This window comes from Chitinophaga sp. YR573 (genome assembly GCF_900110995.1).
GTDB lineage: Bacteria > Bacteroidota > Bacteroidia > Chitinophagales > Chitinophagaceae > Chitinophaga.
This window is the reverse complement of the sequence record NZ_FOJF01000001.1, coordinates 3,683,477-3,708,387: the sequence shown is the minus strand read 5'-3', so window position 1 is coordinate 3,708,387 and position 24,911 is coordinate 3,683,477. Positions and strand designations below refer to the sequence as shown.

Annotated in this window: 20 protein-coding genes; 7 read left to right on the top strand and 13 right to left on the bottom strand. The window is 40.4% G+C overall.

Features of this window, described 5'->3' with window-relative positions:
- Window positions 1-15: 15 nt before the first annotated feature.
- The 4 genes from BMW86_RS15780 to BMW86_RS15765 all read right to left on the bottom strand — a co-directional run bounded on the left by BMW86_RS15780 (window position 16) and on the right by BMW86_RS15765 (window position 4,660).
- On the bottom strand, window positions 16-732 hold the full coding sequence (locus BMW86_RS15780; RefSeq protein ID WP_089782687.1) for a hypothetical protein: 717 nt from the start codon (window positions 730-732) through the stop codon (window positions 16-18).
- Window positions 729-1,685 carry a hypothetical protein gene (locus BMW86_RS15775; RefSeq protein WP_089782686.1) on the bottom strand — a complete coding sequence of 319 codons (957 nt, stop codon included), beginning with the start codon at window positions 1,683-1,685 and terminating at the stop codon, window positions 729-731. The genes BMW86_RS15780 and BMW86_RS15775 overlap by 4 nt, the downstream gene beginning before the upstream one ends.
- A gap of 77 nt (window positions 1,686-1,762) precedes the next feature.
- Window positions 1,763-3,313 carry a hypothetical protein gene (locus tag BMW86_RS15770; RefSeq protein WP_089782685.1) on the bottom strand — a complete coding sequence of 517 codons (1,551 nt, stop codon included), beginning with the start codon at window positions 3,311-3,313 and terminating at the stop codon, window positions 1,763-1,765.
- A 69-nt stretch (window positions 3,314-3,382) separates the two neighbouring features.
- Window positions 3,383-4,660: a hypothetical protein gene (locus tag BMW86_RS15765; RefSeq protein WP_089782684.1), complete on the bottom strand. Its 1,278-nt coding sequence runs from the start codon at window positions 4,658-4,660 to the stop codon at window positions 3,383-3,385.
- 663 nt (window positions 4,661-5,323) lie between these two features.
- Between BMW86_RS15765 and BMW86_RS15760 the strand changes: the two genes are divergently transcribed.
- The 3 genes from BMW86_RS15760 to BMW86_RS15750 all read left to right on the top strand — a co-directional run bounded on the left by BMW86_RS15760 (window position 5,324) and on the right by BMW86_RS15750 (window position 8,989).
- Entirely contained in the window at window positions 5,324-5,761 is a 438-nt protein-coding gene (locus BMW86_RS15760) for a hypothetical protein (RefSeq protein ID WP_089782683.1), read from the top strand.
- A gap of 35 nt (window positions 5,762-5,796) precedes the next feature.
- Entirely contained in the window at window positions 5,797-8,415 is a 2,619-nt protein-coding gene (locus BMW86_RS15755; RefSeq protein ID WP_089782682.1) for a M4 family metallopeptidase, read from the top strand.
- 130 nt (window positions 8,416-8,545) lie between these two features.
- On the top strand, window positions 8,546-8,989 hold the full coding sequence (locus BMW86_RS15750; protein WP_089782681.1) for a hypothetical protein: 444 nt from the start codon (window positions 8,546-8,548) through the stop codon (window positions 8,987-8,989).
- A 12-nt stretch (window positions 8,990-9,001) separates the two neighbouring features.
- On the opposite strand, the gene BMW86_RS15745 is transcribed toward BMW86_RS15750, so the two are convergent.
- Both BMW86_RS15745 and BMW86_RS15740 read right to left on the bottom strand, forming a co-directional pair.
- Complete coding sequence (locus BMW86_RS15745; RefSeq protein ID WP_089782680.1) at window positions 9,002-11,599, bottom strand: portal protein; 2,598 nt, start codon at window positions 11,597-11,599, stop codon at window positions 9,002-9,004.
- Window positions 11,600-13,654, bottom strand: coding sequence for a hypothetical protein (locus tag BMW86_RS15740; protein ID WP_089782679.1), 2,055 nt, complete (start codon window positions 13,652-13,654; stop codon window positions 11,600-11,602). It abuts the gene before it with no gap.
- A 106-nt stretch (window positions 13,655-13,760) separates the two neighbouring features.
- On the opposite strand from BMW86_RS15740, the gene BMW86_RS15735 reads away from it, so the two are divergent.
- Together BMW86_RS15735 and BMW86_RS15730 are read left to right on the top strand one after the other, a co-directional pair.
- Entirely contained in the window at window positions 13,761-13,994 is a 234-nt protein-coding gene (locus BMW86_RS15735) for a hypothetical protein (protein WP_143056584.1), read from the top strand.
- Between the two features lie 80 nt (window positions 13,995-14,074).
- Window positions 14,075-14,353, top strand: coding sequence for a hypothetical protein (locus tag BMW86_RS15730; RefSeq protein ID WP_089782677.1), 279 nt, complete (start codon window positions 14,075-14,077; stop codon window positions 14,351-14,353).
- Between the two features lie 6 nt (window positions 14,354-14,359).
- Here the strand turns inward: BMW86_RS15730 and BMW86_RS15725 are convergent, their stop codons facing one another.
- The 7 genes from BMW86_RS15725 to BMW86_RS15690 all read right to left on the bottom strand — a co-directional run bounded on the left by BMW86_RS15725 (window position 14,360) and on the right by BMW86_RS15690 (window position 19,769).
- Window positions 14,360-14,683: a hypothetical protein gene (locus BMW86_RS15725; protein ID WP_089782676.1), complete on the bottom strand. Its 324-nt coding sequence runs from the start codon at window positions 14,681-14,683 to the stop codon at window positions 14,360-14,362.
- Window positions 14,664-14,981, bottom strand: coding sequence for a hypothetical protein (locus tag BMW86_RS15720; protein WP_089782675.1), 318 nt, complete (start codon window positions 14,979-14,981; stop codon window positions 14,664-14,666). Before BMW86_RS15720 ends, BMW86_RS15725 begins: the two co-directional genes overlap by 20 nt.
- Window positions 14,941-15,309 (bottom strand): hypothetical protein, encoded by a 369-nt coding sequence (locus BMW86_RS15715; RefSeq protein ID WP_089782674.1) that lies wholly within the window; start codon window positions 15,307-15,309, stop codon window positions 14,941-14,943. The genes BMW86_RS15720 and BMW86_RS15715 overlap by 41 nt, the downstream gene beginning before the upstream one ends.
- The gene (locus BMW86_RS15710; protein ID WP_089782673.1) at window positions 15,306-15,656 is read right to left on the bottom strand and encodes a hypothetical protein; all 351 of its coding nucleotides are present in this window, start codon (window positions 15,654-15,656) and stop codon (window positions 15,306-15,308) included. Before BMW86_RS15710 ends, BMW86_RS15715 begins: the two co-directional genes overlap by 4 nt.
- Before the next feature lie 1,073 nt (window positions 15,657-16,729).
- Complete coding sequence (locus BMW86_RS15700) at window positions 16,730-17,869, bottom strand: FecR family protein (RefSeq protein WP_089782671.1); 1,140 nt, start codon at window positions 17,867-17,869, stop codon at window positions 16,730-16,732.
- Window positions 17,856-18,440: an RNA polymerase sigma factor gene (locus BMW86_RS15695; protein ID WP_089782670.1), complete on the bottom strand. Its 585-nt coding sequence runs from the start codon at window positions 18,438-18,440 to the stop codon at window positions 17,856-17,858. The genes BMW86_RS15700 and BMW86_RS15695 overlap by 14 nt, the downstream gene beginning before the upstream one ends.
- Before the next feature lie 351 nt (window positions 18,441-18,791).
- Window positions 18,792-19,769: a helix-turn-helix transcriptional regulator gene (locus tag BMW86_RS15690; RefSeq protein ID WP_089782669.1), complete on the bottom strand. Its 978-nt coding sequence runs from the start codon at window positions 19,767-19,769 to the stop codon at window positions 18,792-18,794.
- Window positions 19,770-20,093: 324 nt separating this feature from the next.
- Between BMW86_RS15690 and BMW86_RS15685 the strand changes: the two genes are divergently transcribed.
- Complete coding sequence (locus BMW86_RS15685) at window positions 20,094-23,444, top strand: SusC/RagA family TonB-linked outer membrane protein (RefSeq protein ID WP_177189275.1); 3,351 nt, start codon at window positions 20,094-20,096, stop codon at window positions 23,442-23,444.
- A gap of 12 nt (window positions 23,445-23,456) precedes the next feature.
- Complete coding sequence (locus BMW86_RS15680) at window positions 23,457-24,896, top strand: RagB/SusD family nutrient uptake outer membrane protein (protein WP_089782667.1); 1,440 nt, start codon at window positions 23,457-23,459, stop codon at window positions 24,894-24,896.
- The last annotated feature ends 15 nt before the right edge of the window (window positions 24,897-24,911 follow it).

Here is a 24,911-nt window from a genome sequence, read left to right as displayed (position 1 = left end):
TAGGGTTAATAGGATTTAGGGTTGTTGATGTATTCTTGCCTGCGCGTATCCGGCGGCTGGAGTATTTTCAGTATTCATCGCCAGTTGCCCGGTGGCGATATCTACTAACTCATCTTTGAGATATTGCTTTAGTTCACAGTCGGTAGTAACAGAAGGTGCGCCATTAAAATCAATGTATCCTTCCATATCAACACGGGATGGATAACGGATATAGGATAGATAAGTGTGATCCACAGTATAAGTCCCATCTGTAAATCCGTATAATCTGCCAGATGTAACTGTAAATGGCATTTCCTGGTATTCAAAAGAGGGGCAGATGTTTGAATTCTTTAAAACCTGCTGCAAATCAGCATGCTTGATTCTGAATCCATGTACCACCCTATCCTTACATGTACCTTTTTTACAAATAAAAAAAGCATCTATAAAAAACATATAAGGAAGGGAAAGACCCGATAAATCTGAATAATAACCAGGTAGTCCATCTGAATTATCTTCAAATACCGGCAGCATTGTATGTGGTACAATCAGATTTTCCAGATCATCATATCTTCTCTTATTTCCATCCAGCCCTGCTGTGTTGACAGAGCCAGCTACTTTTTGTTTTATCAGCAAATACTGGGCATCGTTAATGGCTATCAGCTTATCCTCTAACGAAATAAATTGGTGACTACTGGTAGCTACCTTATTTAACTTTAGGTCTATATCATATAATAGCTGCTGTACTGCTATCATGCCAGAATTGATTTTTTTGCTCTCAGTTTATCTTCCAGCATTAATATATCGGCCTGATTTTTTTCATCGAGCAGGTAGTCCACCAACTGTTCTTCTGATTTGGCAATTTCAATTTCACCCTCAAAAAGTTTGGAGAGCTTATCGCGCCGGTAGATTGAATGTGTGATAGCCTGGCGTACCAGATCTTTTACATGCAGGACCTCATCAGAAATTGTTATAAAGCGCATGAATATATCTACTCCGGCTACGCCCTCAAAGGGACCTGATTTAATAACGCCCTGCTTTATAAAGCTGTCCAGTTGGTTGTACACCACCTGCTCTTTATCGGCATCACTGACAGGAAGGGAGCATTGCCTTGCTATTTTTTTCCGTTTCTCCAGCGACAGATTATCCAGTGTAAAAATGGCTTTGTTGAGATGTGTCTTCTTTCGATAGGTAATTTCCTGCTCCACTTCATCATCCATCACATAAAACCGGGCATCGGGAAAATCTCCCCGCTGGTAGGCTTCCATAGAGGTAGCAATATGTGGATGCACTCTTAGAAAAGCGTAAGCCACAGCCTGCAAAGGATCTTCAAGATTGAAATATGTTTTACCATCACCAAGTTTTACAGGTTCAATAACCGGCCTGTTTTTGGCTGTCGGCGACCAGGTAGAGATATTATAGTAATCAGACCGTGGGCTTAAATCCAGCTTTAAAATCTGCTCTAACCGTTGCCTTTCTTTGGTGACTTTTTCCTTTTCAATTTTCTGCGCATGTCCATCGGAGATACGTCTGATATAGACTGCCTCAGCATCCAGTCCGGTTCTGTATTCATTATTCTTTTCCTTATAGGGAAGAAACATTGTACCGGTACCAGGCGCTCTGGTTAAGTTAACAGCAGCCAGGGCACCTTCGTAACCTGTTGTTGCCTCTGAAAGAGGAATACTTGAGATAACACCTACTTTACTCATTAGCTAAATTTTATAAAAGGGAGGTTGCCGGTAAGCGGGAACGCCGTAGCAACCGTGCTGTAAGGGGGTTATAGGAATTAATATTGTGGAATCTCTTCAATGAGTACTGTCCTTGAGAGATCTTCTATAAAGATGTCGGCGCGGTCTTCCATCCAAAGCATGTATCCGGGATCCATCGATGCAGAATTCATACCTTGAGATGCCTGGTGTCCCAGGTGAGATTGCCTGCCATCTATGTATCCGTAAGTCATCGATGGTGCGCCTGCCTGACGTACTTCGCGAATACGATCAGTGAACGTGCCATCACTTTCAGGACTGACATCGAAAATCATAAATATTGGGGTGGACTTTTTGTTTTGCCCAAACTCCCGATTATGTTGTGGCAGATCCAGTTCCTGCAGATGTTTGAGTTCTACGCGTCCTGTCTCACGGGAGACCATACTATTGAAACCGAAATTCACAGACATGTTCTGACCAGAGCCTTCAATAAACCTGGAATCGGCAATAACAGTAAGCCCCAGGTTCATCAAATCCTGTTTAAGCGCTTCGTTGAAAACATCGAATCCAGCTTCATTGGTGAACATCACGACTCTACGTTTGCTCATGTCTACCCGGCGATAGAATAAATCACCGAAGATGCTTCGCAGAAGTCCTGGAGATAGCTCTCCTTTATGGTACGGGAAGTAGTTTCCGTAGTGCTTCATTTTATAATAGACACCACCAGAAATCTTCTTTAATTCTTGTTTATTACCACCAGTTTTAACGGTACCAGGCGTACTCCAGATCATTCGCTGGACTTTCGTTTCCAGCATCTGCTTTCTGATCAAAAATTCAATGGTAGGTTCCCATCTGATATTGGCGATACTGGTGGGCAATTCACCTCTCTGCCCCATCTTTGCGTAATACAAGATGTCAAGTGGCTTTCCGGTTACTGAATCCTTCAGCACTCTCTGATCCGCCCATTTGGTATTTTTGTGCTGAAAACCATAACTGGCTCCCAGAGAATCGAACATTTTAATAGTGCGGCCCAGACGAGGTAATCCACCCAGATCCTGATCAAACTCTCCTATCACCACATCGATTAACTGGCAACTGGTACCAGGGAGAATCCACTGTTTATCCAGGAACTGAATGCGAGGATTTGCGGCGACCAGCGTGAATTCATACAGGTAGCCCATGGTATACGGCTGTGGATCCTTGGTCACATACAACCTGGGGCCAAACATTTTATGGCCTAACACAATGACGGAATTTTTGGCAAACTCAGAAGTGTCTAACACCAAATGAAACTCTTTACCGTCAACGCCTATACGATCCTGATTTAAGGTTGTAGCCGGCACTTCTATTACCTGGGGGAATAAGAATGGTGCGGCAATTTCCCACTGGAAGGAATCTGTATTTCCTTCTATGTAATAAGGGGTGGCCTTATTGATCATATTTAGAAAATCGTTGCTGTACAGCTGCGTTTCAGTATATATGTCAATGATCTTTTTATCATAGTCTGCCGGTCTTTCACTACGCAGGGTGGATAGGTGGTTGGAGTCGGTGAACTTACCGATGGCGCGTCCTTCCATGCTGGCATACCGACCGTACTTAAATCCGGTGAAGCCTGGGATTGTCTGAAGCATTTTTAATAGGGATAGGTCTTCCCTGGCGGGTTAGATCAGGGTAAGTATAGGTTAACAAACAATGGGTTATTACTCAAAAAAGTTGGTACTCTTTTTACCTTGTTTTTTCTGTGTTGATTCCTCTCTCTGCAGAAAGGAAAATAATTTATTTGATTTGTCCGTTTCCGCTTTTCGCCCAAGACGTGAAAGCGTTGGGTCTACTTTCAATAGCTGCATCAACAGGGCTATCTTAACCTGGGCTTGTCTGTTTTCCGGGCGCGAGAGATCTAAAATATCCTTTTCATAGTCTGAGATCTGATTTTCTCCCAGCTGCCATTTCTTTTGCAGCATATAAGCGCCCAGGGAGCGAGCCGTTTTTTCATCCAGTGGAATACCATCAAAGTCTTTGGCCTTTAATTTCTCAGTGATGATGCGTCCGACACTGATTTGATGTTCCTGTTCCTGTGCAGCCTTTTTGGATAGCTCCTGTTTCCTGTCATTTTCCTTTTGTACCAGGGCATCCTTTTCTTTCAAAACCAGTGAGGCATGTATATCACGGGCTTCTTCCTCCAGATCCTGATAATTTTCCAGCTTTTCAATTTTGGCCCGAATCTTACCTGCATCCCAGCCCAGTGTCTGGTAATGTCTGCGTAGCACCTGTTTCTGGTTGTCTGGGATAGTCAGATCCAGATCCTGAAGAGTAGCCACCTGCTCAGCCTGAACAAAATAATCACGGGGACTTACCCCATTGATATAGATAGCATCAAAAGCCTGCCTGTATTCAGGTCCATAATTGGAAAGAATGTTTTCAAGAAGCTGCACTGCACCCCGCTGTTTTTCCTGGGTAAGTCTTTCAACCAGTTGCTCAGCGGTCTTTATTTCCGGCTCATCTTCCTGACCATCTTCGCTGGATAATATTCCCAGGCTGAAAAGTTCTTTGGAAAAGGAAGCGATGTTACTGGGTGATAAATGAGAGTCACTAGCTGTGGTCGGTTCCTTTACAGCAGTGTCACTCGCCGGTTCTACTGTGGCGTTTTTCGTGTTTGGTTCTGCAGTTTCTGTGCTATCGTCCTGCGGATCGGTCGCTAAACTTTCAATGAATGAAGCTGAATCGTCAATCGTTAAATTGAGTGGCTTTTCAGGCTGCTGCCGGGGTGTTTCCTTTTGAGTAGAGGCTTTACCACCACTAGCGTCTTTATCAGATACAGGACTTTTTTCCTCTGCAGTACCAGGGATTTTATCCTGGATGTTTGTCACCTGCTGCGGGTCATTATTAAAAAGGGACTCCAGATAGTTAGTATCCAGAATTGTGCTGGATGTAATTCCAAAGGAGTTTTGGGATTGTAGTACCGTTTCGTCTTTATCCATAGATGGGTTAAAAAATGAGTTATCAGGCTATAGGATGGTTAACAATGACTAATAAGGGGGTTCAATTCTATTTGCGGACAAGAGTAAAATTATAGCAAAAATTATATTGAAACATCATACTGTAACCGTTTTACAATATAATATCAGATTCAAATAGCATTAAATAAAATAAGCCGATACATAAAATATTTTACACCTTATGATTTTAGAATGTTATTTTTTTCTACCTTCATCACATCTTTTCAATTCAGTTGAGTCCTTCACTAAAATCTGTGTCTTATTTACAAGGCCCAGTACTTTATATTCATTATATTATTAAAAAGGTTTATTAACTGGAACGTTAATAACGCGGGTATATTTATATGAATTGCCCGTTACGTGGACATTAATTCTGACTCAGTTCAGGATTGTTTTGGGAATCTAATTCGCTACCAATCCTGGTGGTGAGATTTTATAACAGTGGCTATGGTAGGAGCTATCAATATTGCCTTTTTGTTTCATTAACCAATTATTAACTGAAGGATAAAAGTGGTAAATTATATTACACTGTGATAATCGTAGATCAATTATACAGTGCAATATCAATTCAGAAAACCAGCGGTTCCTTCAAAATTTCTGTATTAAATGACTACTGTTCTATAACCTATTAATCAAAATAACCCGATGAAAGTTAGATGTATTTTAATCCTTTTTGTTTGTTTGGTTTTGGTTTCTTCTTGTAAGAAAGATAAGCCCCTGGAAAGTAACATAAACCTTATAGGCCAGCCCCTATCGGTAATCGAGCGTTACACAAAGGGCAATTACAAGATGCTCTATTCTTATGGTGGTTTGGGTTTTGGTAAAACAGAGTATAATAACTATTATATCCGTATCAGTGAGGACACTCTCACATGGACAATAAATGACGCTATATTCTTGCATGGAAAAATAAATTGGCAACAAGATTTTGAGCTCAATCATACAAAGACGTACATGATGACTTTCCAGGGGCCAGGTGCCTACCCTTATATTCTAGCACCAACACAGGTTAAAGATGGATTACTTGTACTCTGTGACGAGATTACAGATGGGTATTCCTATTACCTGAGCCGGATTCCTTGATCTAGTTTTTTCACACTCAAAATACATTAAGCAACATGAAAAAAGTTTTACTACTTCTTATTGGGATTGCCATGTCCAGCAGTGCCGCATTTGCCCAGCAGGCGGAAAACGATACGCTGAGTATCCGCCGCGACAGGCATGGGAATATTGCCTTTGTCACCTTCACCCCTGATATAAATCAAAAAAGAAATGCAACAAATGAAAAGCAGATTATCGGCAAGCTACTGAACCTCAGAAGCGGTATCGATGAACAACGTTTGTTTTCTACAAAGACCGACGAGCTTGGACATAAACACAATAAATATCAGCAGTATTTCAAAGGCGTAAAGGTTGATAACGCACAAATCGTAGCCCATAGTTCTACCAGTCTTGAAAGTGTTAACAGTTCCATGGTCGCCATTAATGATATGAATGTAACACCAGCTATTACCGAAAACGCTGCTTTACGGGTTGCATTAGATACCCTTAAAGCAAAACGCTATATATGGGAGGATACTGCAACTTTAAATCTGGCAAAAAGGAGCAATCCTTCAGGAGATTTTACCGGCAAAGGTCAGATCGTAATTGCTTCAGCCACTTATAATAAGAAAGATACATTTTTACTTGCCTGGAAATTCAATATTGTTGCCACAGAACCTTTTCTGGATCAGACAATATATATTAACGCGCAAGATGGTAGTTTAATATCAAATTTTTCCAATATCGAAAACACCAATACACCGGGAACTGCCTCTACGTTGTATAATGGCTCCCAGGCAATTACCGGGGATAGTTATGCAGGAGCATATCGCCTCAGTGAGCTGCGCGGCGGGGTTACTATTCATACTTATAATAATAATGCAAACACTTCTTTTACCGGTTACTCCGAATACTCCGATAACGATAATAACTGGACATCAGCCGAACATCCCAATGATAGGGATGCACTCGATGCCCAATGGGGTAGCGAGGCAGTTCTTGACTATTGGAGTACAGTCCATAGCAGAAATAGTATTAATGGAAGTGGTTCTCCTGTAACGAACTATACCAATTATGGTGTCAACTATGCGAGCGCTGGTTGGGTTCCAAGTCTCCAGGTGATGATATACGGGAAGGGAGGATTGGCAGGAGGTGTAGTACCAGTCAATTCTATGGTTAGTCTTGATGTGATGGGCCATGAATTAGGACATGGCATTGCGCAAACAGAAGTAGGTTTTGCGGTTTCAAATGAAGCAGGAGCAATAAATGAGGGTATTTCTGATATATGGGGTTCGTGTATAGAATATTGGAAAACACCGGCAAAGGCAAGGTGGTCAATGGGGGAAGATGATGGAATATATTTCCCATTGCGCTATATCGACTATCCTGGTACATCTCCACTGGGAGCGCAACCTACCTGCTATGGCGGCCCGAATTACATTGCTCCGCCTGCTACTCCGGACGCCTCCAACGATTACGGTTACATTCACACAAACATGAGTGTAATGTCTCATTGGTTCTACATGTTGCTTATCGGTGGAACTGGAACTAATGCCTTGGGGCAATCGTATGCTATTACCCCTATCAGTAATACAGACGCACAAAAAATACTATATCGGGCCGAGGTATATTATATGGTTTCTAATTCAACCTTTGCAACTGTCAGAGATAATACCATTCAGGCGGCACGTGATCTCTTCGGAGTGGGAAGCTGTCAGGAAATCGGGGTCACCAACGCCTGGGCCAGTGTGGGTGTTGGAGCGAAGTATGTAAGTACTGCTGCATTTAGTGCTACTGTACCATCTATATGTACATCCGGTACAGTACCATTTGCAAGTCTTCCCACAGCGGTTTCCAGTTGCGCTTGGAGTCTATCTCCATCTGGAATCGTAACGCCTTTATCTGGTACGGGAACTACTATTTCTCTCACCAGAGTTGGATCAGTGAACAGCTCTGCTACACTTACAGCAATTTTGAGCTATAGTTGTAAATCTAATGATACATTATCGAAAGTGGTACCGGTCGGATTGCCCGGATCTCCAAACTTAGGTAAAAGAACCAGCCCCAATAGTTCCTGCGGATGGGATATTACCGGTCCACTACCTACTGGCGCAGCGGGGGTATATGTAAGCAGCGATGGTGGATCAACCTATCATACAGCGACAGTACAATATAATGCCTCATTGGGCTATACTGAATATATTGCAGAACTTCAAGTTGATGGACCTGCTTCAGTGACATACTATTTGAAATCCTTTAACACCTGTGGTACCAATACACCGGTAATAAAAACCCTTAGCATCACCGCAAGATCAGGCTGTGGAGCGAGAATGGCCGCCGATTCCAGCGATACTGCTGACAGCAGTTCTTTTATTCGTATTCGGCCAAATTTCACACCAAGTAGTCTTTTCAAAATATATCCTAATCCTACCAGTGGTGCTTTTACAGTTGAGACGCTAAACACTAAAACTAATGATTATGTCGCAAGGGTCGCTAACAATTTATTGCCTTCACTTGAGATCAGTAGCATTAAAATATTTAATAGTGAAGGTATCTTACTGGAGCAACATAACTATACTGGTTTAGGTCAGCAAAAAATTAATTTAGATTTGAGTTCTCGTCCTGTGGGAACCTATTACATAGGGGTTGCAAACGGTAAAGTGAAACGATCTTTCAAGGTTATTGTACAGCATTAATTTGTTTAATAATAATGGTTCTGAATCCGCGCGATCAATATTGATCGCGCGTTTTTTTTATAATATTAGACCTTATTATTCCCGCTAATCAGGCGAGAAAAAAGTACATTTGTGAAAATGGGAATCATACATGAATGCACGTATTAAAGTAATTGAAAATAGCACTGGTAAACTGATGCCAAGTCAACTAATAGAAATTGCATACGCAGGTCTGCTGCTGGCTGCTTTACCTGATCAATGTTCAGAAAAAGAGGCAAAGTATACCTATAAAGTTTATACACTTCATCATGGTGGAGAGGAACAGCTATCACTTCTTCCCCAGTTTTTTACTACAATTTATCATCCAATTGATCTAACCAAACCCTTTTACAGAAAGCATGATTTAGGCTCCACCAAGATATTTCTTGCTGAAAATGGCCTGCCAGCCGGAACTGCTATAATTAAATCCTATGATGCTTTTACCAAGAAATACAAAGTAGATGTAACCCTCCAGGGATCCGACATTACTGATAAGGATGTAGATGTCACTGAAGACAAATTGATCACACCACTGGATATTATTAATGGGTTATAATGGTAGCGAGTACTATTTTTTACCTACTTTATCATATTTGTTCTTATTGGCTTTAGCTATACGCTCTTTACTTGCGATCTCTTCCCGTTTGACTTTGAGCTTTGCTTTTTCCAGCCCCAGCTGTTCCAGTTGCGTGCTTCTGTCTGCAGCTAGTTTCTGTTTTTCTATACCCAGCTTATCCAGGGCCATTTTATAATCTCTGCCGGCATTAGTTTCTTCCATTGCAAGTCTGGAGACCTCCAGCACATCAGGAGTCCCATTTGCATCGACATCTTTTAGATTATTCTGCTGACGGTTGAATGTGGCGATGAGGGCTATTTCCTTCTTGTTTACCCTGTCCAGTTCTCGCTGATAATTTTCATTAACCATTTGTTCTTTTCTGGCCATATCTTCTGCCTGCTGAGTTGCCTGGAACTGCTGCTGCGCCTGGTTAATTTGTTGTTGCTGCATCTGTTGTTGCTGGGCTGCAAAATCATCCTGGCGTTTTTTAATACGCTTAAATGTGTCTTTCAGCTTACGCATTGAGTCAGTGGTATAAAGTTCTGCGATATCATAAAGGGAAGCTCCATTCTGCAGAGCCGGTTGCGCCAGTTGCTGCAGCTGTTCAAAAGCAATGGAATCTTTCGTTCTGCTGGTAACAAAAACCTTTAAATCCCGAAGGGAGATATCAGTTCCGTTAACCTGTATAAAAGCATTCTCACCGGAAGAATTTATATAAGATATTGTCGAAGTAGGTTTAGTGGATTCGATATACTGCGCTGCATCCAGTAGCCCCTGATAAAGCTCATTAAGACAATATTCGTGTTGGGTGAAGTATGCTTCTGTCTGAGCATAGCTCTGAGAAAGGGAAGTATTTACTCCTGTTGCAGTGCTGGTAGCTGCTACATTTCCCAGGCGTTCTTTTGAAAGTCCCACCAGTTCCCAACATTCCATTTTCATTTGAACCGCAAGATTATAGCGGCTCTGTATCTCCTGATGACGGGAAAGATCCAGGGCAGAATACTGATTAAAACTTGAAATGGCTTTCGCGTTCTCAGGACTATCGTCAATAAAGATGGCTCCTCTTTCCCTGGCTTCCAGTTCCCACATATCCAGTGCGTCACCGGCATCACCATCTTTGGGTGTCGGGATATGCCTGAGGGGAATTAGGATAACCTTTCCTTTCTCCTTCTCAAGTAGTTTCCACAACTGGTTAAGACATACATTATATATCATCTGATAGCCCTTCATAAGGTCAATCAGCGAAGAGGCAATGGTATTTTTACTTTCATGGGTAACACCAATAATCGGGCAGTACGGAAGTAAGGTAAAAGGTGTTACGTGGTAAACATCAGATCCGATCTTAAGCCCCTGATACCAGCGGTTTGCGTATCTCCATTCCACGGAGATTTCACCCTGAATAGTTCCTTTTTTATAGTTTTCGTCAACCAGTGTTGTCTGAAGGCTGCCCGTCTCCGGATCTAGGTACGAAACCTTTCCTACCTTAATTTTTGATTTCCAGTAGGCAATAACAACAGCGAACTTATTACCATAGCTACTTGTACTGGTTCCTTTTCCTGAAAAGAAGTGACCAAATACCAGGTCGTCCTGTAATCCGGATTCCGCCAGAAGTCTCTCCTCCAGGAGAGCGGGGTTATAGGTATCGTAGTGGATAGATTCTAACCCTTTGATGCTGGAACCATAATTTGACTGCCTTGCGCTGAAAAGACCATTATCAGAGGCTTTTCTTAAGTGATCGATTTCTTCTTTTGTAACATTTGGAAAGCGCTCAATTATTTCAGAGAGTTCCATTACGTCCAGAAGACCTCCTGCATACCAGTCACGGGAATACTTTTTATCACCCACAGACAGTTCCCATACTTTTTTGGGATTAGCTGTTTCTACAGAAAATCCTAAAGAGTTGGCTCCCGTCTCATATATGTGATAATATTCATTGGAACAAATGAGAAGATCTCGAAAGGCTTCCTCTGATTTTTCCTTAATATTGAATTCAGCCTTGAGCGCTTCCAGTGTATGATTTCCCCAACGTTCGGCCAGTGTTGTATAAGAGGTGAGTTCGTCTTCTACTTTTTCCTCCGTAAGTTCCTGTATCTGCTGATCATCGATCTCGCCTACATCTTGCCCCTGCTCTGCCAGATCAGTAATAATCTTATTGCGAGCATTCTGCAGGATATACTGCTGGAGCATATCTGAGCGGAAGGCCAGCTCTTCATTTTTAGAGTCGGCATCATAAGCTTTTACCCTTGTGGTATCCGGGCGCTTAGTTAGCTCGCCGGTTAAGGTGTTTAAGGGAGGATTTAAAATAGGATAATGACGAACATGAGCTGGCAGCTCAAACTCCTCTGTCTCCAGCGTCTCAATAAAGCTGCGGGGCCCCGGCTGCTCATAAAAGTCTTCTTTCTTTAAATGCCCTTTTACCAGGTCATAGTTGCGGGAAATTTTCTTTTTCTTCCCGTTATACTGCGCATAAGCAATATTTGCGAAGTAGTCCATGTTCTGCTTAATAAATCCATCGGACTCTTTTTCTTTCTGGGAGACATATTGATCTGGGAAAGTAGCAAGGTATTCATGCAGCAGATTGCCGCTTTGGGTATGGAGGATAATGGGCATTTAGGATAACAGTTTTCTTAAAGTGCCAGTCTTACGGCCACCTGCGCTGGAAAAGAGAGGGTCACTACCCAGCAGTTTGCGGGCGCTTTCACTTTGTTTTTTTCGGGAGAAATAGGATTTTAGTCTGGGGTCATCGGAGGAAGATGGCATTACATGTCTGGCATCCAGGTGAGAGGCCACAGCTATAGCAATAGCTGCAGCTCTAATGCGGTCAAAGTTTCCGTCGGGGTTATATTTTATCATCTCCTCCAGCAGCAAAGGGTCCAGAATACGGGATAGTCCCAGGATCTCTTTAGTGACGAGGCCGTTATCATCAACTTCTTTGCTGATCGTTTCTTCTGTATAGGTTTTAAGTAATCCGTTGATATGGGCAATCACTTTGGGCGTGGCAGGAATACCATATTGACGGCGTACTGCAGAATTAGGAGCAATATCTTTTAACCACTCAGGTTGTTCCATGAGGAACATGCTCTCAGATTTATTAATCATGTACTGGATAAACCCGTAGTCATCCGACTCACTTAAAGCATAGGCATTGTAATACTTAATCAGGTTTCGAACAGTTTCATTCCACTCAGTAATGCTGGAGGGCCTGCCAACATATTGGGCCACGATCATGTTCTGATACTGATCACCCGCTATGTTGTGCATACGTTTGTAGATATAACAGGCTCCCAGAGAGGTACTATACTTTGAATTATCCTGTTTATATGGGTCAATGCCGGCAACGTATAAGCCAAAAGGAGCATTTTTTACTGGAGCCTCATACATGACAATGCACCCATCCTTTTTTTCCAGTGCTTTTATGGGAAAGGAGGATACAGGTTTCTTATCGGTAAACTTGTGTGTGAGTTTTTCCCCATTATGGAAGATCTCTATGGGAACGCCGGTAATATTTAGGGTGGAAAGCTTCTCTTTCTGTTTTTTTACAGCTTCTATATTGAACTGGTTACTGGTAACAGAAAGAAAACACTCAGCCGGCGTGAGTGGGTAATACATTACCTTCTTTAAATATTCTGTCTGATCACTGTCTTTAGCTTTTTCTGCCCGCTCCTCTTTTATTTTCAGTAATGCCTTCTCCTTATCAGATACCTTAATGGTGATACTGGAAAGCTCTCCTGGGTTACTAACCTCAATACCTTTACTCTTTAAATACAGATCCAGGGTCGTGGTATATTTGCAGTCCTGCCGGTAGGTGCCAGGCATAAACAGGCAAGAGCGTACGCCCGTTTGGGGATCATCAAAGCCAAGGAAGTTATTTGCGTCGGGATTATAAAAGAACCTCTCAGCGTCGGCTCCACGGTCAAAGGAGCCCCCCGTGCCTACTAAAATCGGTATGCAACGCCAACCATGCTCAGATAAGAAGGCAGGCTTCGCAGCTTCGAACACCTGGCTGAAAGGGTACTTTCCGCACTCATCCATGACGAAACTTTTGGCCGTCGTTCCTGCCGAGGTTTCCGTATTAAAACCATCGTCAGCATTTCTTATCATTATATGGCTCCATACCTGGGGTTCATTATCTCTATCTTTGTACCCCAATCTCACAGTGGTTTTGCGCCAGTCCTTATCGATTTTTCCAATCCCAATTCCAGCCCACACGTTACGGAGTCCATGGTCAAGCTTTTCGGTAAGCAACTCCAAATCGGGCTTGTTGCCCCCCACTATTACATTTTGGGTATGCTGAAATAACAAGGCGTTCCAACCGGTAATAGAAGCCTCGAATTCACTTTTCCCTCCCTGTCGCAGGCCAATCTCCATGTAACCTTTCTTAAGCTCCCGGCACCGCTCAAAGGCTTCAGATCGCTCCCATTCATTATCACGCAGATCCGGCAGTTGACTAATCCTGACAATGTTGCCATAATTATCTACCTGGTCACTGCGAATTTTCCAATGATTGATGTGAAAATATAGCCAGCCACCAATATGGATGCCGGCAATTCTCACTCCACCCATACATTTTTCCAGCTCCCAGTCTACCAGTTGCTGAAACTCTTTTGTGTCTGGGGAGGGTAATGTTTTTAGGTTACGGAAAAATTCAGACGAGTATATTTCCATTGGAGGAATAGGATAGGATGGGATAACAAACAATTTTATAATCTATAATATCGTTGAGGATTACGTTAACTCAATCGATAAAGCAATGGGGTTCTATTTGGTAAAGGTGGAAGCCTGGTCATGGGACGAGGATTTAATTCCAACCGGAATAAAATCGGAGTTTGAATTGCTCATTTCAGCAGATAATGAAAAAAGTGCAATGGCTGATATTGAAAAGTTGTACAAGGATTGTAAATCTTTGTACAATCCCTATTACTGCCTAAAAGCTGTTTCTGCTGAAAATGTAATGGGGAATCTGACCCAACTCACCTGGGCTCCGGATTTTTTTGATGACCTTTAAAAGTTGCCTGCGGCAGCATCGCAGCAGGTATTACACAGTTCAGATGTTATAACTATCTTAGTTAAAGCAAATGATTATTCATGCCACTTTATCAAGTAAAGATTAATGCTACATATAATGTTATGGATGTTAAAGAGGATAGTAAATACCCGAATGCAAAAACAGTTTTCTTTCTAATCATTGAAGCTACTGATCCTGAGGAGGCTAAAAAAAACATCATCAAGATGTATCAGGCGAATAAGAGCATTTCAGCTCGATTCTACACTTTTGTCCCCGTATCTGTAGTTTTTGAGCCATTACCGGAACCTTTAAATAATAGCCGCTTTACTCTGGCTTTGGATTTCTTTCGGGAAGATTGATTCATACTATGGGGATTCCATTTTTCTCATCCTTCCTGGAACAATAGAGCTGCCTCTGGCTTCTTTTTTTGTTTCTTCTTTCTCCCTGAGCCTATCTACGACCTCCAGGAGAGACAGGTAATTCTTCATCGTTTCCTGAAGGAACTTTCCTTGCTGCTCAATGCTGCTGATCACCATGGGTATTGTTCCGCCTCGCGATGTCGGCTTCCATTCAATCCTATCTTTTAACTGATGCAGCGGGTTAGATTCCACATATGCTTTCCAGGATGCCAGCTGGGATTCTGCCCAGTCCAGATCATCGGTAATAAAACTATTCTTCTTTTGCGCCATTGCTTAACTGTTTAGTAATCTCGTTCGCCTGTTCCTGGCTAACTTCTGCCTGCCATTTACTTACCGGACATGAGCTGGAGAGCTGATGGGTTTTCCATTCCAGATTACATCCGCACCTAGTACAATGGTGATCGGGTCTGATAGTGGTGTAACCTGACAATGCTATCGCGTTTTTTGAGTTGAATTCACAAGGAGAGCAATAGGTATTCATTCTATAAGCCGCCAGATCTTTAATCCATTGTTTACCTAATACAGCGTTATATATTCCTTGCGTGAGTCCTTTCCAGTCTACTTTCATATCTTTCTATTAGCTGCTCAATACTTTCAATTCTTTTTACCAGGCTATATCTTTTTTTCTCAGAAAGATCCTTGGCCAACTTGGCCAGATAGCAATGCAATATTGCCCTGGCTCTGATGAGCTTCTTTACAATTTTCTTATCGGAACAATACAGGTACCCTACCCCGGATATTTCAACGGTGCAATGGGCAGCAGTTGCCTGGCTAACTGCTTTAAATTGATATTTGATGATTTTATCGACTAGCGGAATAGGCGACTTACAATTATCCGCTGTCAGGGCTATCAGATTGGAGATTATATCTCCGCTTGTAACAGAGATATCATTCATGTTAAGGAAGAAAGGTTAATCTGCATGATCACTCCACCTGAAAAATCAGGGGCAATACTGGGGTTAACGCGATACATTTCTCCATGCTTTTGCAGCAGCCCCTTTTTAATGAGCCGGCATTTTACATTTTCCAGCGTAGCCAGTGAAGAATCAAATATCCGAACAAATTCTCTGCGTGCACTTGCTGGCGTAATCGTTCCACGGGTCGCGGCAAAAGCCAATACCTCTATTTCTCTGGTTTGAAGGTTCAGGCTATTGAATGCCGATAATATACTATAATAGGCAATTGCTTTTTGGAGCCTGTTTTCAAATTCTTTCTGTAATTTCTGTAAAACAACAGCACTCATCAGTCTCACGAGTTATGTTAATATAATCAGGGGGATTAACTCGCGGACATTTACAAAGTTATAGAATAATGTTTATGCTGAGAGGGTGAATTATAATCAACTAGGGGTTGAATGCTATTTAAATTGAAAAAATAATATAAATCAGAGGAGTATTAAAAATTCACATCCACAGAAATACAATTTGCCGTTTAGTAATTACTAATCCCTTGTGTTTTGTACCGGTTATATTCAGAAATAATTCAAGATAAAAAATTTGCTCTAATGATACCAGTAACCGCGATAATCCAACCAGAACAGAAAATTCAAAAATACATACAAGGGAAAATGAAACAAGGCGTGTATAAACATAGAGGACGGCCAATAATGTCCCTAATATCAAAAAGTGCATTCCTAAAATCATCCAAACGTTTTTCCTCTTCTTATTTGAGATCATCCGTTCAACTTTTTTACGTAGAAATATAAATGACATTATTAATATTATAATCGTCATTATAATGCTATTTTCCACTAACTCCAAAATTTCTGAATGGCTAAAGCCATCACCCAATCCTAAAGAAGAGGTGAGATTTAAAATAATTGCGGCTATACAAATAGACGAGCAGCAAATAATGTAAATGACAATTATTGCAATTATTAGCCGTCTCCAGACTATGCAAACCATCATTGATTATTCTTAATTTTAAAATGAAATTGAAATAGGTAAGGAACTATTCCGTGGGGGAATAGTTCCTTACAGTTGCTGTTTAATTGTAAATAACCCTGTGAATAAATGTCCCCCGTCCTAATGTAAATCTCATCGGGGTAGTTATAGCTATGGTTGGTATTTGTATTGGCAATCATCAATAAAACCCTGGCAACCTGTCGTTGCCAGGGGATACTCATCCATTGTACCTTTTATTAAAAAAAAGCGTCGTAAATACATTTATTTAAAATGAGTTGTAAGTAACGAGTAATTATTCTTTGGAGAGAACTACTACCCGTTACTTACAACTGACGTTCAAAATGGGAAAAAGGGTGAAAGGTTTTTGAATTATTTTTTAAGAGAGGTGTAATTTATTAGGAATAAACAGGAATTACTTAATATGAATAGTATTGTCTTTGATATAATAATCAATACCAATGACACTTTGGGTTCTGTTTAAGAAAACAGTTAAAGGAAAACTCTTGTTAAGATTACCCGTAAAAAGTTTCGCTCCTGAAGCTGGATTATCCATAATCACCTGCACGCCGTACCACCGAGAGATCACTTTACAAACCTCTGAAAGTGGGGTCATGTTAAAATAATACTTTCCTTCTCTCCAGGCGAGTACATCTGAGGCATCAAAAGAAGCCATTTTTAGCGCTGATCCGTCAGCTATTGCCTCATAGCCCTGTTTAAGATTCAGAGTATGACCATCAGCCTTAACTTTGACGCTTCCGGTCACCACGGAAATATGGGTATTAGTATGCTCGTAAGAATTAATGTTAAAACTGGTACCAAGGACCTCAATGGATCTGCCTGATGGTAGATTCACAGTAAAAGGACGATCTGCGTCTGGGGCAACTTCGATAAATGCTTCCCCGGAAACAGAAATAACTCTTTTATCAGTGAACTTAAAGGGAAATGAAAGAGTCGTAGCAGAGTTTAGCCATACCTTCGATCCATCAGATAGACTTATTTTATAATCCATTCCGGCTGGTACGGTTAAGGTATTCATTCCAGTTACCTCTTCGGACGTATTAGTAGTAGTATAGGAAAGGGAGCTATCCTGATTAAAAAGAGTGGTTCCTCCTGCCTGGATCTTCTTGTCGCCTGAGGACAAGGAAATACTTTTTCCATCCGCAATTTTCAAAATAATCTGGCTTGCCACCTGTTTTGGGGAGCTGATATGAAATAAAACCGGATACCATACAAACGAAAAGGCAATAACCAGTGCGGCTGCAGCTAGTGACAGGAGCAGATATCTGGTCCTTCCTCTTTTCTTCTTTTCAGGAAAGATTTCAGATTGTAGGCTTTCTGGTAACTGATTGTGAACTTCAATATGCCTAAAAAATTCCTGAACTTCCGGCCGGTTATATTCAACAAGGGTTTCCTTAAAGGCCAATTGAGCTTCGGGGTTATCTTTAACCTCCTTTCTCAAAGTCTCCAGTTCACCTTCTTCAATTGTGCTGGTAAGATAGTCAACTGTAAGGCCCCTTATATAGTCGGTATATGATTGGTTATATTGTTCCATGAGGGTTAATTTTACCGGCAAATTTTTGCCTGATTGTTTCAAGTCCACGGTGTAGAGAATTACGAACTGTTCCGGTGGTTATACCGTTTTTTCTGGCGACTTCTTTAATTTTAACTTCCTGTAGATATACATCAATTACTATTTCCCTTCGTTTGGCAGGAAGCTCGTTGATGAAACTTCTGATTTGATTATCAATTTCCTCAAGTTCCTGTGCTTTAGCATCCTGACCATCATTTTGGTATAAACTTTCATTCACATATTGCACCATCGAGCCTCGCTCTTTTTGTTTCTTAATGGCAATCTTTCCGCAGCTGTATCTTACCGAAACCTTTAGATAGGCTTTAAGCTTGACATCTTCCTTGTCCTTCCCGCTGAGGTTATGTAAGTGGCGAGTCGCCCAAAGGTTCGTAAACAGATCTTGTACTACGTCTTTGGCGGCACTGATATCGCGCAAATGATGAAATGCTTCGAATACCAGATTTCCAAAATACTTAGAATAAATCTCCTTAAATGCAGATTCATCCCCAAGTCTTAGCCTTGTTAATAATATCTGATCGTTATCTTCTGACATAATAAGATAATAATACTACCTGGTTGGTAATGTTTAAAAACTCACACCAAAGCATAACCAATCCTGTGACGGTTGACACGTTGTAAAATGGAGATCAATAGCCAGTCCCCGATTGAATCATTCCCTTGTTCAGTTGTTGTTGTAATAGTGCTTAAGGGAAAACATAAATAGAAGAAATCAAAAGCCAGATCTGGTGTTTATCGTTTTGTTCATAACCCCGCAGTAGATATACAGAAGAACAAATTAAGCTGTTTTACAATGTCTGGCCTTATCAAAACCTGATTCTGATGAAGCAAAGTTAAATATATTCATTTAAAAAATTGCGTAAATCCTACGATATTTCAGTCATGACTACTCCACTTCCACTTGAATTTCTGAACATGTCTTGCTAAAGTACTGAAAAAAGTCCTTTTCAAACAATTCATGATCTTTGTATCCAAGATGGATAGCTATCCCTTCAATACTCATATTTGATGTACCGAGCAATACAAACGCCCGCATCATCCGCTTGTTATGGTAATATTTCTCGGCAGGTGTCCCCAAAAGAAATTCAAAGCTGGAATCTAATGTATCCATTGAAAGATGAAACTTGGAGGCAATCCCTTGCAAATTATGTGATTGCCCAATATTGACCTCCATATGTCCGATCAAAGCAAAAATATTGGCTAGATCACTATCTGATATCCTTCCATCAGCAAGTTGTCGAATTATAGGAATCAGATACTTATCAAGAAATGTAAAAAACAAGTTGTTAACCAGATTATCCAGATACTTACGGGCATCCCCGCCAGTCTCCTTATAAGAAAGAATTTTCAGTATCACTACTTTCTCGAACGACTCAATTTGATAAGGAACTGAATTGATTGTTCCTCCGGTTTGCTGCATCGAGGAAAGAATTTTACTAAAGAATGCCAGATCCCGGCTCAGCCAGGGAATACTATGGGGCTGCAGATCAATATGAAAACTCCAATACTGCCCAGCTAGAACTTTTGCTTCGTGAAACTTATTACCCGGGACCCAGAACATATTATACTCCCCTCTTTGAAGAGGCATTAGTCCGGCATCTTTCAGATAAGCGTCAATATCACCCCGTAACATATAATGAACTGTGAGCAAATCATCTTTTGTGAAGGGAGTAATAATAGTATCCTTCTTTGCATCGATAATATGAAACTGAAGATTAAAATTCTTGAGCCGAATTCTTTGAGAGAAAATAGTGATATCGTCCGTTTGGAAGGTAGCAACCTGGGCTATGGGGATACGATGTTCCAGCAAAGTTGAGGGAGACTTTCCGAGCTGAATTTTGGTTGAGGATGGAAGAAATTCCATGATAATTAATTTATTGTTATTGGGTTGCAATGTCGTATTTTCCGTAATGCCCGGCGTTGTTGAAAGAAAAAAAATTATTTTTTGAAAATACTTTGATTTTGAGTGTTACAAAATGATAATTTTTGACTCATGGATATGATGCTTTACTTAAATGGGGAAATAATCAACCAATTTCGATAATGTCATGTGTCAAAACCAACCAGTTTAATCACTAAGCTCCCGATTATTTTAAGTAAAGAAAAGTACCTTATTACCTAATCCTGTCAATCAAACAGCTGTATGATCGGAAAATTCACATCCTGTCGCAGGGCTATAATGCAATGTATGCTCCTGTTAATTATTATGTCATCAGCGCTTGCCAGTGCGCAAGCTCAACGATCAGGGGGAACATCAGGGTTTACACTGACCTCTAAAAGTATAAGTTTCTCCGACCTATTTACCCAATTGCGAAAGCAGACGGGTAAAATTGTATGGTATGGTCAGGAATTTGATCAGAACAAAAAGGTTACTGTAAAGTTCCTCAATGCCTCTCTCCAGGAGGTGATGGAAACGTTATTTTCTAAAACAGACATCCAATGGAAGATCGAAGATGAAGCAATTTTATTAACGACTAAAAAGAAATCTGATAATTCCAATGTAGCTGACCCCAAAGCAAACAATGTTCGAGTAGATGCCGCCAGTGACACCACTGAAAAGTTGGTTGACATAAGTGGTAAAGTTACTGATGAAAAAGGTAGCCCTATTCCTGGGGCTACTATAATTATTAAAGGGACAACTTCTGGTACTACATCAAACAACAGTGGAGATTTTAGTTTAAAGGATGTTCCTGTTAAAGGAAAGATCACCATATCGAGTATTTCGTTTGTGACGAAGGATGTTACTGTTGGTAGTAAGCGCAACTTAGGAAATATACAACTCAAAAATTATGTGGGACAACTCGATGAGACCGTAATCTTGGCTTACAGCAAAACCACTAATCGTTTTTTAACTGGAAACGTATCCAAGGTAACTGCAAAAGAGATGGAAAATTCTCCTGTCAATAACCCAATTCTGGCAGCAGTAGGTCGTATTCCAGGAATAGAAATTACTCAGTCAACTGGCTTTTCTGGCGGAGGAGTAAACATTGTTGTGCAAGGGCTCAACAGCCTTCAAAAAGGTAGTGCCCCATTTTATGTGATAGATGGAGTTCCATACGCTCAGTCTTTGCTCCCGAATATTGGCAATACATTGGGACTCTCTGGTAATGGAGCCGGAAATGGTCCAGTTACTGGGAGTCCGTTGAGCTATATTAATCCTGCCGATATAGAAAGTATAGAGGTATTGAAAGATGCAGATGCTACAGCTATATATGGCTCTCGTGCGGCAAATGGGGCTATTATTATCACAACGAAGAGAGGGAAAAGTGGGAAAATGAAAGTTGATGTAACATATCAAACTGGATTCGGCCAGGTTGCGCATAAACTGGATTTACTAAACACAAAAGAATATCTGGAGATGCGAAGAGAGGCATTTGCAAATGATAATCAGACTGTTGGCTCCACAGACTATGATCTAAATGGTACCTGGGATACAACGAAAAATACGAACTGGCAAAAGGAGTTAATTGGTAAAAATGCAAAATACAGAGATCTGCAAATGGGTATTAGCGGAGGGAGTGATAATGTACAGTATCTCTTCGGAAGCTCTATTCATAAGGAAAGTACCGTTTTTTCAACAAATTTAGCTGATGAAAAAGTTGCATTTAGATTTAACCTAGATGCTCTGTCCAATAACAAAAAGCTTAGATTCACCTTATCCAGTAGCTATCTAATTGATAACAACAAACTGCCCACATCGGATTTGACATCTGCTGCGGTGACTCTTGCTCCCAATACACCTAACCTGAAAAATCCTGATGGTAGTATAAACTGGGGAAATAATAACGCACAGAATATAAGTACAATTTTCCCAAACCCTCTTGCAGGATTGTCTTCCTTATATCTCAATAAAGCAAAGAACCTTATAAGTAACGCAATAATTTCCTATGAGGTTCTAAATGGGTTGGAATTAAAATCCAGTTTTGGATATACCGATCTTTCAACAAATGAAATTGTAACATATCCTCAAAGCGCCAGACCTCCAGAATATAGGAAATACAATACACCTTCTGCAAATTATAATAACAATGATATTAAGTCATGGATAATAGAACCTCAGATATCCTATAACAATAAATTGGCTTCAGGGAATATAAATGCGGTTGTAGGTGCTACTCTCCAGCAGAATAATAGTAGTAGGGAATATCTTTTGGGCTCAGGGTACTCAAGTGACCTTGTATTAGAGAACATTAATGCGGCAAAAACCATTACTTCATTTCCAGGTACAGCAATCCTATCAACGTACAAGTATAATGCAGCATTCTTCCAAGTAAATTATAATTGGTTGGATAAATACGTTATTAATCTAACCGGTCGTAGAGATGGCAGTAGCAGATTTGGTAGCCAGAATAGATTCCACAACTTTGGAGCTGTTGGAGCGGCGTGGATTTTTTCGAGCGAAAATTGGTTTAAGCACAAGCAAGCCATTTTAAGTTACGGTAAGCTCAAGGCCAGTTATGGAAGCACTGGTAATGACCAGATCGGTGATTATAATTATTTAAGTTTATATCAAAATAATAACCCTGATGTCCCTTATAATGGTAGTACGTCATTAGCTATTAATACCCTATCAAATCCTTATTTACAGTGGGAAGAAACAAAAAAGAGATCAGTAGGATTAGATCTGGGGTTTATTCATGATCGAATACTACTCAATATAAATTATTATAAAAACACATCATCAAACATGTTGGTGGTTGCACCACTTCCAGCGACTTCAGGGCCTATCGCAGGTCTCGTCGCAAATCTCCCTGCAACAATTACCAATACCGGGATCGAATTATCACTAACCACCATTAATTATAAAGCTAATGATTTCACTTGGACTACAAATCTAAATTTAACAGTGCCCAAAAACGAGGTGTCGAAGTTTGAAAATTTAAATAGCAGTATTTACGCTAATGCATATGTTATCGGACAATCATCTAGTGTCGTCAGAGCATATCGTACCAATGGCGTAAATAAAACAACTGGAATATATCAATTCCTAGATAAAGATAATAAAGTAACTAACGATCCTGGATCAGATCCTGCCAATTATTCAAGGCTGATAAATCCGAATCCTCAATACTATGGGGGGCTAAATAATACAATTACTTACAAAAATTTTAATATTAGTTTCCTTTTACAATATTTCAAACATTTAGGGAAAAACACACAAAATTCAGATCCTCCAGGATTCACCAAAATGAATCAACAAAGATCTGTGTTAGATAGATGGCAAAAGGAAGGTGATAATAAACCGGTACAAAGATATGCTGCTTCAGATTTCGACTATTATTTTTCATTTTATAATCAATATCTAAGCGATGCCTATTGGACAGATGCTTCATATCTGCGGCTTAAAAATGTTTCTATATCGTACAACTTACCTGCGCGTTGGCTATCAAGTTTAAAAATGAATATGTGCAGAGTTTTTATTAATGGACAAAACTTACTAACTATAACGCCATATAAGGGGCTGGACCCAGAGACGCTTTCAAATGCATCGTTACCGCCATTGAGGGTTTTTACTTTTGGAATACAGGCTTCATTATAAAAAATTTAAGAAATGGAATTATCTCATAAAATCTTATCCTTCCGATATTTACTTTTAATCACAATAGTGTTATTCCTTTTTGGGTGCACTAAATATGTAGAGGTAAATCCTCCCATTACGAGTACAAATTCAAGTTTAGTTTTTAAAAGTGATGCAACTGCTATTGCAGCCGTAAATAATCTGTATGTTGTAATGAGCCAGCAAGGAATAAATTCAGGTGTAACTTCGCTATCTCTTTATGCTTCACTCTCTGCAGATGATTTATCAGTCTTTAGCGGAGCTGATGACCCAATCCTTACAGCATATTATAAAAACTCATTGAGTGCAAGTCAAAATTTAGGACCAGATTACTGGACTAATACCTATTCTTCTCTTATTTATACCATTAATAGTGCTTTGGATGGACTTGACGCTACCAGCGAGTTGACGCCAACGGTAAAAGAACAACTAGTTGGACAGTGTAAATTTCTTAGAGCGTTCTATTACTTTAATCTTGTTAATCTATACGGAGATGTTCCATTAGTACTTACAACAGATTATAAGAAAAACGCTTCAATAGCCAGGGCATCCCAAAATACTGTCTACGAGCAGATCATTTTAGATTTGAAAGATGCTGATAGTTTGCTTTATGATGGATATTTAGACGGAACATTATTAAATTCTTCAACGGAGCGTATAGTTCCTAACAAATGGGCTGCCAAAGCATTACTTGCTAGGTGTTATCTATATACAAAGGATTGGGTAAACGCCGAAAATGAATCGTCCCAAGTAATTGCAAACACCGCATTATACGATACGGTTTCCTTAAACAATGTCTTTTTAGCTAATAGCAAAGAATCGATCTGGCAATTGCAATCTGTGAGTAGTTCTGTTACCAATACATCTGATGCCTATCTCTTCATCTTGCCTGCAGATGGTCCCAATAATTTCTCTAATAAGGTATATTTAAATAGCTACTTGGTAGATGCATTTGAAAGTGGAGATCAGCGCTTTCAGAATTGGGTGGCGTTTGTCGAAGCTGGTGGCGTTAAATATTACTATCCGGATAAGTACAAAGTAAATGATGTAGGATCTGAGGTAACAGAAAGGACAGTGGTATTAAGACTCGCTGAACAATATTTGATACGAGCAGAAGCGAGAACCCAACTGGAGAATCTACCTGAAGCTATAACTGATCTTAATGTTATTCGTGTTAGAGCAGGTCTAGCACCTTTGATTAATAACAATGACAAGGCTGAATTGATGTCCAAAATTGTTCATGAAAGGCAAGTTGAGCTTTTTACAGAATATGGTCACAGATGGTTTGATCTGAAAAGATTAAATCATGCTGATAATGTTCTTCAACCCGAGAAAGGAGCATCTTGGCAAAGTACTGATCAGCTCTATCCAATTCCGGCCTCAGAAATAGCAAAAAATACGAGTCTATCAGGAAAACAAAATCCGGGGTACTAAAACATACAATTTATC